We start from the raw sequence: 16,761 nt of genomic DNA on the forward strand, positions 1-16,761 counted from the left end.
CGGTAGTTTGTGCGCGACGTTAAGAGCATCGCTGTTCCTGACAATGACCCTTGAAAGGTTTTGAATATGCGTTTGCGAGCCCGTGAAGTCGGAATTCCCTTTTCAGGGACACCAGGCAAGTTGAACGCAATCACGGATGTTCCGGGTCTTGAGGTCGGCATGTCCACTTTGCGGAAGGGCGAAGGCAAGCTCGAGCTCGGACGAGGCCCCGTTCGAACTGGCGTGACAGCTATTTTGCCGCGAGGCCGAGACGACGCCCGTCCATGCTTCGCGGCCTGGGAGACGCTGAACGCGGCCGGCGAGATGACGGGAACAGTCTGGCTCGACGAGCGAGGCCTCTACGAAGGCCCGATCCTGATTACCAACACACATGAGGTCGGGATCGTCCGCGATGCCTCGATCCAGTGGATGCGGCGAAGCGGGATCGAGTTTCTGTTCGCGACGCCGATCGTTGCGGAAACCTTCGACGGTCTTTTGAACGATATCGACGGAGGGCACATCAAGTCCGAGCATGTGTTTGAGGCGCTGGACGGCGCGCGCGGCGGGCCGATCCCGGAGGGCAATGTCGGCGGCGGGACCGGCATGATCACGTATGAATACAAGGGAGGCACAGGAACGGCATCGCGCCAGCTATCTGAAACCGACGGTGGTTATATCGTAGGGGTCCTGGTCCAGTCGAACTATGGCGAGCGGCGCCATCTGCGCCTCGGCGGTCTCAAGGTCGGCGAGCAACTGCTTGACGATATGCCGAAGTTCATGGATCGACGCCTCCTGTCACCCGAGTTTCAGGGGAAATATGCCCGTTGGCTCGGCGGCGACACCCAGGGCACACCCAAGGCCGGCGAGGGGTCGATCATCGTGATCGTGGCGACGGACGCACCATTGCTCCCGCATCAGCTCAAGCGCCTCGCGAAACGACCCGCGCTCGCCATCGGTCGTCTCGGCGGCGTTGGATCGGCGTCCTCAGGTGACATATTTCTCGCCGTTTCAACCGCGAATGAGTCTGTCGGCGAGGCAGGCGGCGAAAATGCGCGAAGTTACACAATCGACATGCATCCCAATCTGGCCATGACATCGCTTTTCGAGGCGGTTATCGACGCGACCGAGGAGGCGATCGTAAACGCCATGGTCGCGGCCGATGCCATGGAAGGCGTCAACCGCCTGTTCGTGCCGGCGCTTCCGATCGAACGGGTGCGTGAAATCCTGGCGGGGCATAATTTGCTTGCCGAGACCGCGAAGGATTAATCGATGAATAGGCACAGCGTCTGCCGTCGGGATACATCGTCTTGATAGCGGAACCAGAATCGGGACGGCGTGGAGTCGCGATTGACATTCATGTTCCGTCGCGATTGAAAGTCGAGGATTATGCGCGGCCCAGGCGCTTTCTCAATGGGCCGCAATTCAACGAGTATGCCTATATTTCTGATGACCTTCAGGTCCATCTGGCGATGGAAGCCATTGTCGGCATTCCTTCCCCGCTCAATTGGTCGCCGGCCTCTACGCGACTTATGACGCACCGGATCGACGAACACGGCATCGCCGAGATGCGCCTTTGGCACGGGGCGGCGGCGAACATCCCGCTACACGACCCGGAACATTCGCGGCCGATAGGGCGCTGTCAGTCTCGCGCGATATCACAACCAGGCGGGGTATTCGTTTGCAGACCATCCTCATCGTCGACGTCTATGTGGGCGTGATCACGATGCCAAACCAGGAGCAGATCGAGAGATGAACGCGAAAGCCCTGATCGCCTCGAGCCTTGTATGGGACAATCACGGCTGCATGCCATTGCGTCCGCTCGATGAGGATTTTCTGCCCCAGCTTGAACTGTATCGGTCGAGCGGTGTCGATGTTGTGATGATCAATGTCGGGTTCGGCGAGCAGGGCGTCGAAGAGCATTTCCGGATGATCGCACACTTCCGACACTGGATTTCCGCGCGAAGCGACCGCTATCTCCTCATCGACTCCGTTGACGACATTGCGCGCGCGCGTGAGACGGGACGTCTTGCCATCGGTTTTGACATCGAGGGGGCCAATGGCATCGGCGATCAGATCAGCCTGATCTCCACCTATTACGATCTCGGTGTTCGTTGGATGCTGATGGCTTACAACCGGAACAACCGTGTTGGCGGAGGCTGTCAGGATGATGACGGCGGCCTCACCGCATTCGGCCGTCAGGTTCTTGACGAGATGGCGCGTGTGGGCATGGTCGCCTGCTGCACGCACACCGGCTATCGCACCGCGCGGGACGTTATGGAATACAGCGAGAAGCCGGTGATCTTCTCGCACTCCAACCCGCGCGCGATATGGGATCATCCGCGCAATATCCCCGACGACCTCATCACCGCGTGTGCGGGGACAGGCGGCGTCGTGTGCCTGAACGGAATCGGCATCTTCCTCGGCGCCAACGACAGTTCGACCGAGACCTACTTCCGGCATATCGACCATGTCGTGCAATTGGTGGGCGCCGATCATGCCGGGATCGGTCTCGACTATGTATTCGATAGGCAGGAGCTCGATGAATATATAAAGAAAATGAAGCGCACATTCCCGCCGGGCCTGGGTTATGAAGTCGGCGAAGGCTTGAAGCTTGTTTCCCCTGCCCAGATCGAGGAACTGGTCGAACTACAGATCAAGGCCGGCTATCCTGAAAACGACATTTGCAAGATCTTGGGCAAAAACATGGTCCGTATAGCAAATATCGTATGGAAACCGGCTGGCATGGGCCGCTGAGCGATAAGTTCCCAAGCAATTTGACATCAAGCATCTTGGAACTGATACAAAAATGTCGGGATAGGCGAGATTACGTCCGCAAAATGTTTTCCGCACATTGCGGCATTTGTAAATTCGACGCGCATGGGCGCGGATTTCTGCGGCTTAGAGACATTGGGGGCACCGATTTCGTTCCCGTTTCGGGGGCCAAAAACGCCCGGAAAGGGGTGGATCGGAGTGGACGCCGGCGGACGGCCGATGTCCGATTTTGCTCTATTTTAAATTGGTTTGCGAGAAAATATGGACCGCCGCGGAAGGGCGCCTGGTGCCGGGTGTCGGACTCGAACCGACGACCTACCGCTTACAAGGCGGTTGCTCTACCAGCTGAGCTAACCCGGCGTGCCCGCCCTATTGCTGCGGGCGGCGGCGCAAATCAAGCGTTTCAGCGTTCCGGCAGCGTTTCGCCGGGCGCGGCGGCTGCGATGGCGAGGGCGTGGATGCTCTCCATGAGGTCACCGAGCGCGGTGTAGACTGCGCGCTGGCGCTGTACGCGGTTTTTGCCGGCGAAGGCTTCCGACACGATGCTGACGGTGAAATGGCTCTCGCCCGTGCCGTCGTGGCCGGCGTGGCCGCGGTGGCGGTCGCTGTCGTTGCGGACGTCGAGATGCGTGGGCTGGAGGGCTGCGAGGCGGCGTTCGATTTCGGCGCTGATGCTTGTCATGCTGCTTCTATACAGCAATGTTCCGGCGTGTCAGGCGACTTCGGCGCGGCGCCGCCAGAACCAGACCACGAAGATCAGGATCGCGACCGGGACCGCGATGCCGAATTCGTCGATGACGTAAGGGGTAACCTCGCCGCGCGGCCCGGTGAGCGGCGTGAACACGCGCTGGATGAAGAGGTTGTGGCTGGCGTGCAGGATTGCTGCGGGCCAGAGGCTGCCGGATTTCAGCCGCAGCCATGCGGCGATCAGCGAAACGCCAAGCACGAGCAGCATGAAGCAAGGGACAGCGACCCACCATTCGGTTTTGGCGTTGTAGCCGCCGAGCAGGATGAGCGGCATGTGCCACATCCCCCAGATAATGCCGACGATGAACACGCTCGGCATGAAGCCGGCGACCTTTGCGACGCGCGGCGCGAGGAAACCGCGCCAGCCGATTTCTTCGCCGAGCGCGGTCGCGAGCGAAATCGCCATGCCCGTTGTGGCCATCAGCAGGGCGTAGCCGATGACGATAAGCGCGGGGTGGGCGTCCTTCCAGCCGAGGAAGGCGCGGAGTTGCTTGATGTTTTCCGCATCCGCAAAGCCGCCGAGGCCGAGGATCCATACCGCTGCATAAGCGAGGCCCGCGTAGCCGAGCGGCACGAGATAGGCGGTGAGGTTCCAGCGATGTTCGCACCAGCCCCAGCCAAGCGAGGCGAGATCGAGACGGCGGAAGCGCACCGTCAGCAGCGCGGCGATCGCGGGCGACCACATCAGGCCGGTGACATAGGGCATGAAGGCCGGGGAGGGCTGGAGCGTCACCAGCGGCACGTAAAAGATACAACTGATCGCCAGCGTCAGCGCCAGAAAAAACAGGATATCGCCGACAAGTTTCCGCTGTTCCATGTGCCGCTCCCCCAAGCCGATGGGGGAACTTATGGCGGGCCGAAGTTTTCTCAAAGGAGAATTTTCTCCGATCCGGATCGGGGCTGCTATCGCGACTCCGCTTCCCTATATAGACGAAAAACCAGACTCAGGACCGCTCCCATCACAGTCCCCCGCAAACCTCGTGAACGCTTCCACGGCCGCGTCGATGCGCCGGAGCCGCGTCTTTGCGCGGAGCCGGGGTGCGACCAGCTTGGCGAGTTTCGCGCACCCCTTTCCAACCGCGGCGGCGCGGGCTGGAAGTACCTGTGCCTCGATCACGTCCGCGCGTTCAACGCGGCCTACTCGTTTCAGGACGACGGCGTGCAGAACGCCGCGCCGGGCTGGGAACGGCGCACGCAGGCGTTTGCCTCCAATGCCTACGCAGACGCCTTCGACGACCCGATCGGTGTGATGAAAGCGCGCATGGGCGGCTTCGCACCGCCCAAGGCGAGGGGCGGACGCGTACTCGACAAGGCCGAAGTGGCGGCGCTCCGGACGCTCGGCCTTGACGAAAACGCGAGCTTCACGGACATCCGCGCCCGCTACAAGGAGAAGGTGCGGGTGTTGCACCCGGACGCAAACGGCGGGGACCGCACCCATGAAGCCGAGTTGCGCCGCGTGATCGATGCCTATACGCACCTTAAGGAAAGCCCGGCCTTCGCGGCCGACCAGAAGAGCAGGAAGAGTTAAGTGGCGACGCAGCTGAAGGACAACGAGCACCACGGGACGCTGATGGACGCGCCGGACCTGGAAGTCGACGCGCGGCAGGTATTCGGCATCGACGTGGACATGAAAATCCCGGCCTTTTCCAAGGCCGACGAGCGCGTGCCCGATCTCGACTCCGACTACGTGTTCGATCCCGACACGACGCTGGCGATCCTCGCAGGTTTTGCCTTCAACCGCCGCGTGATGATCCAGGGCTACCACGGCACCGGTAAGTCGACGCACATCGAGCAGGTGGCGGCGCGGCTCAACTGGCCCTGCATCCGCATCAACCTCGATTCGCACATCAGCCGCATCGACCTGATCGGCAAGGACGCGATCGTGCTGCGCGACGGCAAACAGGTGACGGAATTCCGCGAAGGCCTGCTGCCATGGGCGCTGCAGACGCCGACCGCGCTCGTTTTCGACGAGTATGACGCGGGCCGCCCCGACGTGATGTTCGTGATCCAGCGTATTCTGGAGGTCGAAGGCAAGTTGACGCTGCTCGACCAGAACCGCGTGATCCGCCCGAACAAGTTCTTCCGCCTGTTCGCCACCGCGAACACCGTGGGCCTTGGCGACACGACCGGCCTCTATCACGGCACGCAGCAGATCAACCAGGGTCAGATGGACCGCTGGAGCATCGTGACGACGCTGAATTACCTGCCGCAGGAAACCGAAACCGCGATTGTTTCGGCCAAGGTGAAGGGCTTCGACGCGAAGACCATCGCCAACATGGTGAAGGTCGCCGACATGACGCGGCAGGGCTTCATCGGGGGCGACATCTCCACCGTGATGAGCCCGCGTACCGTGCTCACATGGGCGCAGAACGCGCAGATCTTCAACAACATTGGTTTCGGCTTCCGCGTCAGCTTCCTCAACAAGTGCGACGAGGCCGAGCGCGGCATCGTTGCCGAATATTATCAGCGCGTCTTCGGCGAGGAGTTGCCGGAGAGCATAGCGAAGAAGGCGTGAGCAAGCCGGAGAACAAGATCGAGGATTTCCGCCACGCGCTGGCGGCGACGCTGCGCGCAATGTCGCATGTGCCGGAATTCGATCTCACCTACACGGCGGACCGGCCGGGTGCTTCGGGCAATCAGGCGCGGGTGCCGCAGCCGGCGCGGGGGCTTCCCGCGGACCAGGTTGCCGAGGCGCGCGGCTGGGCGGACAGTTTCGCGCTCCGCCGTCGTCACCATGATGTGAAGCGCCATACCGCGCTTCAGCCGCCGGCAGGATTGCCGCGTGACGTGTTCAACGCCGTGGAGCAGGCTCGCGTCGAGGCGATCGGCGGCCGCGACATGGCGGGTGTTGCGGTCAATCTTTCGCAGATGAACCTTGCCCGCGTGAAGGCGGACCCCCTGATCCGTGCGCGTTCGCTCGACGAGGTGCCGCTGGCGAGCGCGGTCGGCATGATCGCGCGCGAGCGGCTGACGGGCGAGCCGTCGCCAGCCATCGCCGACGCGGGCCTGTCTCACGTGCGTGACTGGATCGAGGAGAAGGCGGGTCGCCATCTCGACGATCTTGCCGCAAACCTCGACGATCAGGCCGCCTTCGCATCGCTCACGCGCCAGATTCTCGCGGATCTGGGCCTTGGTGAGGACAAGGGCGAGGAGCCCGAGCAGGACGATCAGGAAAGCGGCGAGGACGAGCAGCAGAACGAAGGCGATAGCGACGAGGGCGACGACGAAGGCTCTGCCGGGCAGGATTCGAGCATGGATACCCGCGCCGAAGAGAGCGAGAGCGGCGATCAGGAGACGGACCAGACCGCCGAGATGGACAGCGACGCGATGTCCGACGCAGACATGGCGGAGGATGGCGACGAGGGCGTCGTGCCCTGGCGCCCCAACACGCCGACGACCGACCTGACGCCCGATTTCGACTATCACGCCTTTACCGCGAAGTTCGACGAGGTGCTGACCGCCGAGGAGCTTTGCGACGCCGAGGAGCTGACGCGTCTGCGCGGCTATCTCGACCAGCAGCTCGTGCACCTGCAGGGTGCGGTGACGAAGCTCGCGAACCGCCTGCAGCGCCGCCTGATGGCGCAGCAGAACCGCGCGTGGGACTTCGATCAGGAAGAAGGGCTGCTCGATCCGGCGCGGCTCACCCGCGTTGTGGTGAACCCCGAGCACGCGCTCAGCTACAAGATCGAGCGCGACACCGATTTCCGCGACACGGTGGTGACGCTGCTCATCGACAATTCCGGCTCGATGCGCGGGCGCCCCATTTCGATCGCGGCGATCTGCGCGGACATTCTTGCGCGCACGCTGGAGCGCTGTGCGGTGAAGGTCGAGATCCTCGGCTTCACGACGCGTGCGTGGAAGGGCGGGCAGAGCCGCGAGCAATGGCTCGCCGACGGCCGCCCGCCGAAGCCCGGCCGCCTCAACGACCTGCGCCACATCATCTACAAGACCGCCGACGCGCCGTGGCGCCGCGCGCGCAAGAACCTCGGCCTGATGATGCGCGAGGGGCTGCTCAAGGAAAACATCGACGGCGAGGCGCTGCTCTGGGCGCACAACCGGCTGATCGGGCGCCCCGAGGAGCGGCGCATCCTGATGGTGATCTCGGACGGCGCGCCGGTCGACGATTCCACGCTTTCCGTGAACAGCGGTAATTATCTGGAGCGCCACCTGCGGCAGGTCATCAAGTGGATCGAAGGCCGCTCACCCGTGGAACTCATCGCCATCGGCATCGGCCACGACGTGACCCGCTACTACAACCGCGCCGTGACCATCATGGACGCCGAACAGCTCGGCGGCACGATCATCGAACAGCTCGCGCAGCTTTTCGAGGAAGAAGGTGCAGGCAAGGGGCGGGGACGCCGGGCGGCTTAGGTGCGGCAGGTACTCGGATTGCCGGGCAGTCAATAGCGGCGTTTTTTTAAAGTCAGATTGTAATTATTGAGTAGAAAAGAGATATTTCCTGAACTAGCGTGTTATAATGCGCTCCCACATTGAGTTTCGCTCTTCCGAATTGCTCGGGGCCCATGACGATGGTGGTGCACCGCAAGGACAAGAGGTTGCTAAGCTTCTCAGAAGTGGTCTTCCTGAGCGAGGATTTCACGTCGAAGGTATGAGCTCTGAAGACTGGGGTTGGCGGGTCAAGATATCGCACCCTGCTTTCCCCCTCTGGATCGGATGTGGCTTTTACCCCGAGCTTGAAGACGGGATGTTATGCTTCATTGAGCCATCGAAGCCCTATGTTCGCCGATGGCTCAAGCGTGTTTCCACCACAGAGGTGGTCGAATTACTTGCTAGTGCGCTTGAAAGCACACTGCGGAAAAGCGGCAAGGCCCAGGATTTGCGATGGTGGAGCGAAGACGAAATAACAAGAGGCTGATTACCGCCAAGCTCAGCATCTCATGATCCGGGCCGCACAACATCCCCGTCCAATCACTCCCTCACGGGCCGCCGCGCTAGCGCTTCGCCGAGGAAATCCATCACCGCCCTCACGTGGGGCACATGTCGCACGCGTTCGTGCGTCACCAGCCAGACGCCGCGTTCGACGCCGCCGGGCACGGGGATGCAGCAGATCAGGTCCGGGTCCGCGTCTGCCACGAAACCGGGAAGGATGGCGACGCCCGATCCTGATTTCACTGCCGCGAGAATGCCCGTGACCGAGGCGTGGTGGATGGCGACGGCGGATTCGAGGTCGTTCTGTTCGAGAAAGCTCTTGTAGATTTCCCATATCCGCCCGCCGCCGCCGACGATCAGGGGGTGCCCGCGCAGGGCTTCGACGGTGCGCGGAACGCCGTTCGACGCCGCATAGCTGCGGCTGCAATAGGCCGTCCACGGTTCATCGCCGAGGCGGCGGCAGACGAGCCCACCGCCGAGAATGCGCCGGGCCGAACGCAGCGCGACATCCGCTTCTCCTGCGGCGAGGTCGCGGACGGTGTCCGTCGTGTCGAGCTCGATCGTGATGGCGGGATAGGCGCGGCGGAGGTCGCGCAGCACCGGCGCGAGCACGGTCACCGTGAGGATTTCCTGCGCGGTGAGGCGCACCATGCCGCTGGCCTGCCGGATGTGATGGTTGGCGGCGTCCGCGAAGTTGGCCGTGGCCGTATCCACCGCCTCCGCATGGGTAAGCAGGGCCTCGCCCGCCGGGGTGAGCGCATAGCCACTTTGCCGCCGTTCGAAGAGGATGACGCCGAGCGCCGCCTCCAGCGCTGCAATGCGCCGCGCCACCGTCGTCTGGCTCACGCGCAGTGCGTTCCCTGCCGCGAGCGTGCTGCCCGTGCGCGCGACGGCGAGGAAGTGACGCAGGTCGTTCCAGTCGAACATGGACGCATTCTGCACATTTGCAGAACATGCTGGCAATATCGTTGTTCGGAGAGTGGGCGCAAACACGCTATTCAGGCACTGCGGCGCCGCGAACCCTCTCCCACCGCATGGAGCTGAAAACATGAAAACCCTGCTTGCGCTCTCCGCGCTCGCCGGTGCCCTGTGGGCGCTGCCCGCAGCCGCCGAACCCGCCGAACCCGTAACGCGCGCCGTGCCTTACGGTGATCTCGACCTTTCCACCCATGAAGGGCGTCGCACGCTCGATCACCGCATCGGGATCGCGGTGCGCAGCGCCTGCGGCATGGCATCGAGCGCCGACCTTGTCGGCAAGCGCGACGTGCGCCGCTGCCGCGAAAGCACTTATGCGGCAGTCGCACCGGTCAGCGCTGCCACGCAAAGCGCGGCTCTGGAAACCGGCTCGGCACGTCCTCCCAAGCGCTGAGCCGCTGCGGCTCACCGCAGCATCACCTGCGGTGAGCCGTTCGTCGCACCTAAACAAACTCTGACAACCGCATTCACAACCCGTTCAAGGGCCGAGTCGCAGTCTCTCCCTCGTGGTCATCGGCGGTCCCAGTTCCCCTTCCGCCGATGACCGCGAGCAGAGAGTGGAGAGACGATATGTTGAACAAGATTCTGATGGCCGCTGCGGCGATGACCATGCTGACGGCGGCGCCGGCGATGGCCGACAACGACCGTTGGGATCGCGGCGGCAAGCATTGGCAGAAGGACCGTCACGACGAGCGCAAGGCGTATCGCAAGGGCTACCACGACGGCCGCAAGTACGACCGCCGGGACGATCGCCGCGACCGCCGCTATGCGTATCGCGACGGCTATCGCGATGGCCGCTTCTATGACGGGCGCCGTTATTACGACAATTATCGCCCCGTTTATTACCGCGGCTCCAACGACTATCGCGGCGGCTGGTATGGCCAGAACGGGCGCTATTATTCGAGCTACGATCGCTGCCGCAAGGACAGCAACATCGAAGGCACGCTGATCGGCGGCGTTCTCGGCGGTGTGCTCGGCAACGAGATTGCACGCCGCGGCGACAAGACCGTCGGCACCGTGATCGGCGCGGGTCTCGGTGCGCTCATCGGCCACGAGATCGACGACAAGGGCGGCAAGCGCCGCTACTGCTACTAAAGGCCGCGCTGCCGGTTTGCATTGAACCCCATCGCAGCCGGTGGAACGGGCCGCCCGGACAAGTGCCGGGCGGCTCTTTTCTTTCGCGCCAAAGAGGCTAACAAGCGGGCGAAAGAAACCGCAGGACCAGATCATGACCGAAACCGACAGCCCGCCCGACCGCCTGTGCGCGGACTCGGACAGCCCCTTTTTCAGCGAAGCCGCCATGGAACGCGGCGTCGGCATCCGCTTCAAGGGGCGCGAGCGCACCGATGTGGAGGAATACAGCGTCAGCGAAGGCTGGATCCGCGCAGCGCTCGGCAAGAAGGTGGATCGACGCGGCAAGCCGCTCACCATCACGCTGAAGGGCGATGTCGAGGCGTACTGGCGGAGCTGAGCCGATGCTGGAGGGCGCGCAGAAGGTTCCGAGCCCCAAGCTCGACCTGTATATCCGCAAGCGCTTTCTGACGCCGGAGGAATGTGCGGAAATCGTCGCGCGGATAGATGCGAAGCGTCGGCCTTCGGGTCTGGCGGACGACCAGGGCTACGCGGCCTATCGCACCAGCGAGACCTGCGACCTTGATGGGAGCGATCCGGTCGTTGCCGCACTCAACGACCGCATCTGCGCGTACATGGGCATCGATCCCGCGTTCGGCGAGCCCGTTCAGGGCCAGCGCTATGCCGTTGGGCAGGAATTCAAGCAGCATACCGACTATTTCGAGCCCGACGGTCCCGATTATGATCGCTACTGCGCGGTCTCCGGACAGCGCACCTGGACGGCGATGATTTACCTCAACGAGCCTGCCGCAGGCGGCGCGACGCGCTTCAAGGTGATCGACAAGATCGTGCAGCCGGAAACCGGAAAGATCGTCGCGTGGAACAACCGCCGCCCTGACGGCACACCCAATCCCGCGACGCTGCACGCCGCGATGAAGGTGCGAAGCGGCGTGAAATACGTCATCACCAAGTGGTTCCGCGAACGGCCGTGGGGATAAAAAAAGGGCCCCGCACGTGGCGAGGCCCTTTCCGTCTGACCCGGAATTTTAGAACTTCGCGCTGAGACCCAGCGAGAAGGAGCGGCCGATCCCGTAGGTGTTCCGGTCGACACGCGTGCCGTTGTACTGCTGGAACTCCTCGTAATTCTCGCCCGTCAGGTTGCGCGCCTCGAACTTCACCTCAAGCTCGCGGCCTGCGACCGTGAAGCCCTGGCGCGCGACGAAATCGAGACGCAGGCCCGGCTCTTCGATGAAATCGATCGGCGTGCCCTGATACGAGAAGCGGTTCGAGATGCGGTTGCTGGCGTAGGTCAGCATCAGCGTCTGCTGCGACAGGCTTTCGCTGTCCTCGAACCCGATCTGCACGTTGACGATATGGTCCGACTGGCCGGTCAGCTTGGCGCCGTCGTTGAACACGAGCGAGGCCGCGATCGGCACGCCGGCCGTATCGGTCGGGATCGTGGTGTCGCCGGCGCCAACCTTGATCTTCGATTTCGTGTACGTGTAGTTCGTCGCGATCAGAAGATCACGCGTTTCGAAGAACTTGCCGGGCAGCCAGTCGGAAAGTGCGAAATACTTCTGCACTTCGAGTTCCGCGCCATAGAGCTGGGCTTCCGGTGCGTTCGCGAAGGTCGTGAAGAACGTCTGACCCTGCTGCGTGGCGATCGCCTCGATCGGCTTGTCGATCTTCTTGTAGAAGCCCGCGAGCGACACGCGCTCGTTGCGGCCGATGTACCATTCGTAGCGCGCTTCAAAGTTCAGGAGCTTGCTGTCGGTCAGGTACGAGTTGCCGATGAACGTGCGGTCCGATTCCGTATCGAAATACTGCTGCGGCGCCAGTTCGCGGAACTGAGGGCGGGCGATGGTCTTCGATGCGGCGATGCGGACCTGCATGTCTTCCGCGAAGTTCCATGTGATCGTCGCGGCGGGCAGGAAATAATCGTTGGCAAGACGCGTCGACAGGCCGGCGGCTCCGCCGGTGCCGAACAGGTCGATGGCGTTCACGAACTGCTTTGCGTCCTCGTAACGCACGCCGATGCTTGCATTCAGGAACTCCATCAGCTCGATCTCGGCCTGCACATATCCGCCATGCACTTCGAGACCAGCATCGTACTTCGCGACACCGGCCGCACCGGAACGGTCGGTGAGCACGATGTCGTAGGTGTAGATGTTGTAGTCCGAGAGCAGATAATCGGGGCGCTGCTGCGCGACGGCGAGGCCCAGGCTCGATTCCGGCAGGTAGGCGAAATCGCGGCGCGTGGAGGTACGCGTCGTGTCCGCATAAGCATAGCCCGCCGTGAGCGTGATGGCACGCTCGGTCGGTAGCTTCCAGCTGACGTTCGCAGAACCCGCCCACACGTCTTCCGAAAGATCGGAGAACGAGATCGTCGCGCTCTGGCCGCCGGTCCGAAGGTCGTTCAGGAAATCGCCGACTTCCTCGTCGTAGCGATAGCTGAACGCACGCTCATAGGGCGCTTCGCGCTGCGTGTTCGCATAGGTGCCGCGCACATCGAGCGCGACGTCCTTGATCTTGAACTCACCAACGAACTGCGTGTCGATCAGCTGACGCTCGAACCAGTTTGTGTAGCTCTTGTTCAGGCGATCCGAACCGACGTTGATTTCGTCCACGCCGTCCTGAATGCGCGCTTCCTTGGAGGTGTCGCGAATGTAGAGGTTCGTCCAGCGCAGCTTGTGTTCGCCGAATTCGTAGCCGAAGCCGAGGAGGCCGTGCACGACGATGCGGTTTTCGGTCGAAAGGAACCGGAAATTGCTGTCCGGCTTGATGATGTCCTGGCCTTCGGAATTCGCCGAAAGCCCGATCGTCTGCTGCTGGAGGCCGCCGCGCGTTTCCCAGCTGTTGTCCCAGCCGAACGCGGCAATGATGCCGAAGCGGTCGCTGCCGACGTCGAGACTGAGTCCGCCGCTGAAATCGAGCGATCCGTTCAGCGGAATGTCGTTGTTGCCCTGAACGAGCGTCGTCGACGCGTTGAGCAGACTCGCGGTCAGGCCCTTCATCGTATCGAGGCTGAAGTTCGGGCCGACAACCAGAAGATTGCCGCTGTTCATCGCGGCTTTCAGGTTCGCCGGGATATCACGCGATCCATCGTCGAAGCCTGTCCAGTCGGTGTCGCTACCGTAATAGGTGTAGCCGCGCTGGAAGGTGGTTTCGCTGTCGCCGCTGATGCTGCCGCCGACCTTGAGGAAACTCTCCTCCGGGATTGCCGCAGTTGTCAGGTTGATGACGCCGCCGCCGAATTCGCCGGGATAGTTTGCAGAATAGCTTTTCTGCACGACCGAGCTTGCAATCACGTCGGTCGGGAAGATGTCGAGCGGTACGACGCGGCGCAGCGGTTCGGGCGAGGGCAGGGGGAGGCCGTTCAGCAGCGCAAGCGAATAGCGTTCGCCAAGACCGCGCACGTAGACGAAGCGGCCGCCCACAAGGCTGAGGCCGGTGACGCGCTGGAGCGCGCCTGCGATGTCGCCTTCACCCGTGCGCGCGATTTCCGCGGCAGAGAGGACGCTGATGACTTCCGGCGTGGCACGGAGGGGTTCGGGTATGTAGCGGCCCTGCACGACGATCACCTCGTCGCTGGCGCTTACGCCGGGCGCGGAGACGTCGATCGATTCATCGGGCTGCGTCTGCGGCTGCGGCTGTGTGTCCTGCGCAAGCGCGGGCGCGGATATGAGCGCGCTCGACAGCAGCAGGGTGGCGAGTGACGAGAGTCTGGTCATGCGGGCTTTCCCATCTTCCTGAACTGAAGGGGGGCGACGGCCGCCGATGCGCGCCGCCGCCCCAGATGCTTCACGGACGGATCAGTTTGCCGGATTGACGGTGCAGGCGGTTCCGGTGCCGAGGCCGCAGGTCCAACCCTGCCACCACGTGTCGGCAGCGTTCCGCACGGCGCCGATGTAGTCGACGTTCTGGAAGAAGCTGTTCACGGTCGCGAGATTGTTGACCGCAGGGACGCTGTTCTCGTTGGTGCCGTTCACGAAGACGTTGGTGAGCGTGGACGTGCCCGTGGCGGTGTTGTTGTTGCCGCTGACCTCGAACAGGGCCTGGATCTGCGCTGCCGTGACGTTCGTATCGTCAACGTAGGGCGTCGTGCAGGCGAAGAACACCGACTTGAACACCGGCGGTCCATTCTCGTCCGTGCCAGCACCGGCGGCCTGGATGGTCGCCGCGCCGTCGATGTCGAGACAGGCGGAAGAGGCCGCGCCGACGATCACCGAATTGGTCAACTGATAGTCGCCGCCGCCGCGCAGCAGGATCGCCGTGCCGCCGTTCGCCACGGCCGTGACGTTGGCGAGATGCGTGTCCTGGCGCACGGTTTCGTTGACCGAACCGTCGCCCGAACCCGCTTCCCACACATAGTCGCCGCCGGCCGAGCCCGAAGTGGCGCGGTGCGTGACGATCACGAACTGGTTGACGCCGGTGTAGCCGTTGTCGGTATCGATCGAGTCGTCGTCGTTGCCGGTCAGGACAATGTATTTGCCGTTCACGGTGCCGCCGAACCACTCGATGCCGTCGTCAGAGCTGTTGTGGACCTGGATGTACTCGAAGGTGGTGCCACGGCCGACGCCCGCGAGCGTGATGCCGTTCAGCTCGTTGCCCGCCGAGAGCGCGAAGCCCGAATAGCGGATCTGGAAATACTTGAGACGGCCGCTGTTGTCGTTGGCGAGACCACCGCCGTAGTAGGCGTTGGTGACGCCTTCCACGGCTGCCTGGCAGCCCGCGGTGCCCGGCGTCGTGCCGCCCGCGGAGCAGGTGCCGATCGGCGCGCGGCCGAGGATGACGAGACCGCCCCACTGACCGATGCTTTCCGCCGTCGAGGTGCCCTCGATATTGGCGCGGCTGGTGAAGACGATGGGCTGGGTCGCAGTGCCTTCGGCGTAAATCTGCGAGCCGCGATTGACGACGAGCGCGTCGGCGCCCGAGGAGCCGAACACGGTGACGCCCGGCTCGACGGTCAGCACGCCTGCGGTGCCGCCCGGGGCCGTGCCATCAGAACCGACGTCGACGCCGACCTGAACAACGCCCGAGAGCGAATAGACGACGCCGTCGAGCTTGCGGAGCACGAGGCTGCCCGTGATCGTGCCGGAAACCTGGCAGGTGCGCAGACCCGCCACCGAGCTGACTTCGGCCGTGCCGGTCGGGCAATCTGCCGTCGGGGTGGGCGTCGGGGTCGGTGTCGGTGTGGGGGTCGGGGTAGGCGTGGGCGTCGGTGTGGGGGTCGGCGTCACGATGACGCCCTCGCCCGGGGATGCAACGTCGTCAGCGCCGCAGGCGACGAGCGCAAGCGCGGAACCAAGCATCAGGAAACTGCGGAAATGTGACATTGATGCACCCCTTTGTGGTGGTTGGCCGAAGGGCAGGCGCCACGACTCCGATGTGGCGGCTGCTGTCCCGAGCCGGACGCCTAGGGGTGATTCATGATGGAAATATTACAGATTTCGCAATGTTTTGCGAACATCTATTGTTACAATTTTGTGTAATACTTTCGCTTTATTTCAACAAAACTGAAACAGTTTTGTCACAATCGCGTCAGTCGGTGAAATCGACCACGGCTTCCTGCGTCTGGCCGTCCCGGATGTAGCCGATCACGACCCGTTTCGATTGGGCGAGTTCGTCGGCGAGTTCCATCACCTTTTCCTCGTCGTGGAGGCCGCCGCCGTTGATTGTGCTGACGATGTCGCCGTCCTTCAGCCCGGCACGGGCGAAGAAGGGCATCGTGGATACCTTGCGCACGCGGAAGCCGAGCATCGCCTCGCCCTGCTGTTCGCGGACGAGGCCGAGCTGGAACGCGAGCGTCTGGCGACGGCGATTGTCGCCGCTGAACGCCGCCCGGGATAGGATGGGGGCCTTCGCGGCGGGGCCGGGCTTTGCCTTCGTTTCCGCGTTTACGAGGGTTGCTGCGGGGGCGGTGCCGTCGAAGGTCAGCAGCGGCACTTTCAATCGCGTGTCGCCGCGCGCGAGGATGATGTGGCCAGGCGCGGTGCTTTCCAGCGTGATGCCGGGCAAGAGCTGACGGCCGATCGAAACGCGCTGCTGCGCGTCGCTACCGATTGACACGATCGCGGCGTCCCCCAGCGTTCCATAAACGCGTACCTGTGCGACGTCCGCAGGGGTAAGCGTTGGTGCGGGAGGAGGCGCGGGCGGCGCGGGCGCTTGCAAGACAGCGGGCATGGGGAGCGGGGCCGGCGGAGGCGGCGCGGTTTCGGGCCAGAACGCGAAGATTGCCGCAGCACTGGCACCCGCCGCGAAAAGCAGCGCCAGCCGGACAATGCCGGGGTTGAGCCTGTTGCCGATTGTGATAGCCACGGGAAAGCC

The 16,761-nt window shown here is 63.2% G+C and carries 15 protein-coding genes and 1 tRNA gene; 9 read left to right on the plus strand and 7 right to left on the minus strand.

Going from position 1 to position 16,761, the window contains the following annotated elements:
• Positions 1 to 66: 66 nt before the first annotated feature.
• A complete protein-coding gene (locus DFR51_RS03955) occupies positions 67 to 1,245 on the plus strand; it encodes a DmpA family aminopeptidase (RefSeq protein WP_121047716.1) in 1,179 nt (392 codons plus the stop codon).
• Positions 1,246 to 1,728: 483 nt separating this feature from the next.
• A complete protein-coding gene (locus DFR51_RS03965) occupies positions 1,729 to 2,733 on the plus strand; it encodes a dipeptidase (protein ID WP_121047718.1) in 1,005 nt (334 codons plus the stop codon).
• A gap of 302 nt (positions 2,734 to 3,035) precedes the next feature.
• On the opposite strand, the gene DFR51_RS03970 is transcribed toward DFR51_RS03965, so the two are convergent.
• The 3 genes from DFR51_RS03970 to DFR51_RS03980 all read right to left on the minus strand — a co-directional run bounded on the left by DFR51_RS03970 (position 3,036) and on the right by DFR51_RS03980 (position 4,315).
• Positions 3,036 to 3,111, minus strand: a tRNA-Thr gene (locus DFR51_RS03970).
• A 43-nt stretch (positions 3,112 to 3,154) separates the two neighbouring features.
• On the minus strand, positions 3,155 to 3,433 hold the full coding sequence (locus DFR51_RS03975) for a BolA family protein (RefSeq protein ID WP_121047719.1): 279 nt from the start codon (positions 3,431 to 3,433) through the stop codon (positions 3,155 to 3,157).
• Positions 3,434 to 3,463: 30 nt separating this feature from the next.
• Positions 3,464 to 4,315 carry a CPBP family intramembrane glutamic endopeptidase gene (locus DFR51_RS03980; RefSeq protein ID WP_121047720.1) on the minus strand — a complete coding sequence of 284 codons (852 nt, stop codon included), beginning with the start codon at positions 4,313 to 4,315 and terminating at the stop codon, positions 3,464 to 3,466.
• A gap of 342 nt (positions 4,316 to 4,657) precedes the next feature.
• On the opposite strand from DFR51_RS03980, the gene DFR51_RS19285 reads away from it, so the two are divergent.
• The 3 genes from DFR51_RS19285 to cobT are packed head-to-tail and all read left to right on the plus strand — an operon-like array spanning position 4,658 to position 7,869.
• Entirely contained in the window at positions 4,658 to 5,026 is a 369-nt protein-coding gene (locus tag DFR51_RS19285; RefSeq protein WP_243445614.1) for a J domain-containing protein, read from the plus strand.
• Between the two features lie 42 nt (positions 5,027 to 5,068).
• On the plus strand, positions 5,069 to 6,013 hold the full coding sequence (gene cobS, locus DFR51_RS03990; RefSeq protein WP_121049732.1) for a cobaltochelatase subunit CobS: 945 nt from the start codon (positions 5,069 to 5,071) through the stop codon (positions 6,011 to 6,013).
• Complete coding sequence (gene cobT / locus DFR51_RS03995) at positions 6,010 to 7,869, plus strand: cobaltochelatase subunit CobT (RefSeq protein WP_121047721.1); 1,860 nt, start codon at positions 6,010 to 6,012, stop codon at positions 7,867 to 7,869. The genes cobS and cobT overlap by 4 nt, the downstream gene beginning before the upstream one ends.
• Before the next feature lie 558 nt (positions 7,870 to 8,427).
• On the opposite strand, the gene DFR51_RS04000 is transcribed toward cobT, so the two are convergent.
• On the minus strand, positions 8,428 to 9,315 hold the full coding sequence (locus tag DFR51_RS04000; protein ID WP_121047722.1) for a LysR family transcriptional regulator: 888 nt from the start codon (positions 9,313 to 9,315) through the stop codon (positions 8,428 to 8,430).
• 121 nt (positions 9,316 to 9,436) lie between these two features.
• On the opposite strand from DFR51_RS04000, the gene DFR51_RS04005 reads away from it, so the two are divergent.
• The 4 genes from DFR51_RS04005 (at position 9,437) to DFR51_RS04020 (ending at position 11,432) form a co-directional block, all read left to right on the plus strand.
• A complete protein-coding gene (locus tag DFR51_RS04005; RefSeq protein WP_160119156.1) occupies positions 9,437 to 9,757 on the plus strand; it encodes a UrcA family protein in 321 nt (106 codons plus the stop codon).
• A gap of 176 nt (positions 9,758 to 9,933) precedes the next feature.
• Positions 9,934 to 10,458, plus strand: coding sequence for a glycine zipper 2TM domain-containing protein (locus tag DFR51_RS04010; protein ID WP_121047724.1), 525 nt, complete (start codon positions 9,934 to 9,936; stop codon positions 10,456 to 10,458).
• A 133-nt stretch (positions 10,459 to 10,591) separates the two neighbouring features.
• Positions 10,592 to 10,834, plus strand: coding sequence for a DUF3297 family protein (locus DFR51_RS04015; RefSeq protein ID WP_121049735.1), 243 nt, complete (start codon positions 10,592 to 10,594; stop codon positions 10,832 to 10,834).
• Positions 10,809 to 11,432 (plus strand): prolyl hydroxylase family protein, encoded by a 624-nt coding sequence (locus DFR51_RS04020; protein ID WP_121047725.1) that lies wholly within the window; start codon positions 10,809 to 10,811, stop codon positions 11,430 to 11,432. The genes DFR51_RS04015 and DFR51_RS04020 overlap by 26 nt, the downstream gene beginning before the upstream one ends.
• Positions 11,433 to 11,480: 48 nt before the next feature.
• Here DFR51_RS04020 and DFR51_RS04025 read toward each other — a convergent pair whose 3' ends face one another.
• The 3 genes from DFR51_RS04025 to DFR51_RS04040 form a co-directional block, all read right to left on the minus strand.
• Positions 11,481 to 14,165, minus strand: a complete 2,685-nt coding sequence (locus tag DFR51_RS04025; protein ID WP_121047726.1) for a TonB-dependent receptor domain-containing protein — start codon at positions 14,163 to 14,165, stop codon at positions 11,481 to 11,483.
• An 81-nt stretch (positions 14,166 to 14,246) separates the two neighbouring features.
• A complete protein-coding gene (locus DFR51_RS04030) occupies positions 14,247 to 15,770 on the minus strand; it encodes a hypothetical protein (RefSeq protein ID WP_160119157.1) in 1,524 nt (507 codons plus the stop codon).
• Between the two features lie 205 nt (positions 15,771 to 15,975).
• Positions 15,976 to 16,752, minus strand: coding sequence for a PDZ domain-containing protein (locus tag DFR51_RS04040; protein ID WP_121047729.1), 777 nt, complete (start codon positions 16,750 to 16,752; stop codon positions 15,976 to 15,978).
• Positions 16,753 to 16,761: the final 9 nt, after the last annotated feature.

Origin of the sequence: Sphingosinicella microcystinivorans (assembly GCF_003634215.1) — a bacterium.
GTDB lineage: Bacteria > Pseudomonadota > Alphaproteobacteria > Sphingomonadales > Sphingomonadaceae > Sphingosinicella > Sphingosinicella microcystinivorans.

Bases quoted from the DNA above. Each gene is read 5' to 3' on its own strand.
- DFR51_RS03955 (WP_121047716.1), top strand. From the start codon at position 67: ATGCGTTTGCGAGCCCGTGAAGTCGGAATTCCCTTTTCAGGGACACCA.
- DFR51_RS03965 (WP_121047718.1), top strand. From the start codon at position 1,729: ATGAACGCGAAAGCCCTGATCGCCTCGAGCCTTGTATGGGACAATCAC.
- DFR51_RS03975 (WP_121047719.1), bottom strand. From the start codon at position 3,433: ATGACAAGCATCAGCGCCGAAATCGAACGCCGCCTCGCAGCCCTCCAG.
- DFR51_RS03980 (WP_121047720.1), bottom strand. From the start codon at position 4,315: ATGGAACAGCGGAAACTTGTCGGCGATATCCTGTTTTTTCTGGCGCTG.
- cobS (WP_121049732.1), top strand. From the start codon at position 5,069: ATGGACGCGCCGGACCTGGAAGTCGACGCGCGGCAGGTATTCGGCATC.
- DFR51_RS04000 (WP_121047722.1), bottom strand. From the start codon at position 9,315: ATGTTCGACTGGAACGACCTGCGTCACTTCCTCGCCGTCGCGCGCACG.
- DFR51_RS04005 (WP_160119156.1), top strand. From the start codon at position 9,437: ATGAAAACCCTGCTTGCGCTCTCCGCGCTCGCCGGTGCCCTGTGGGCG.
- DFR51_RS04010 (WP_121047724.1), top strand. From the start codon at position 9,934: ATGTTGAACAAGATTCTGATGGCCGCTGCGGCGATGACCATGCTGACG.
- DFR51_RS04015 (WP_121049735.1), top strand. From the start codon at position 10,592: ATGACCGAAACCGACAGCCCGCCCGACCGCCTGTGCGCGGACTCGGAC.
- DFR51_RS04020 (WP_121047725.1), top strand. From the start codon at position 10,809: ATGTCGAGGCGTACTGGCGGAGCTGAGCCGATGCTGGAGGGCGCGCAG.
- DFR51_RS04025 (WP_121047726.1), bottom strand. From the start codon at position 14,165: ATGACCAGACTCTCGTCACTCGCCACCCTGCTGCTGTCGAGCGCGCTC.
- DFR51_RS04030 (WP_160119157.1), bottom strand. From the start codon at position 15,770: ATGTCACATTTCCGCAGTTTCCTGATGCTTGGTTCCGCGCTTGCGCTC.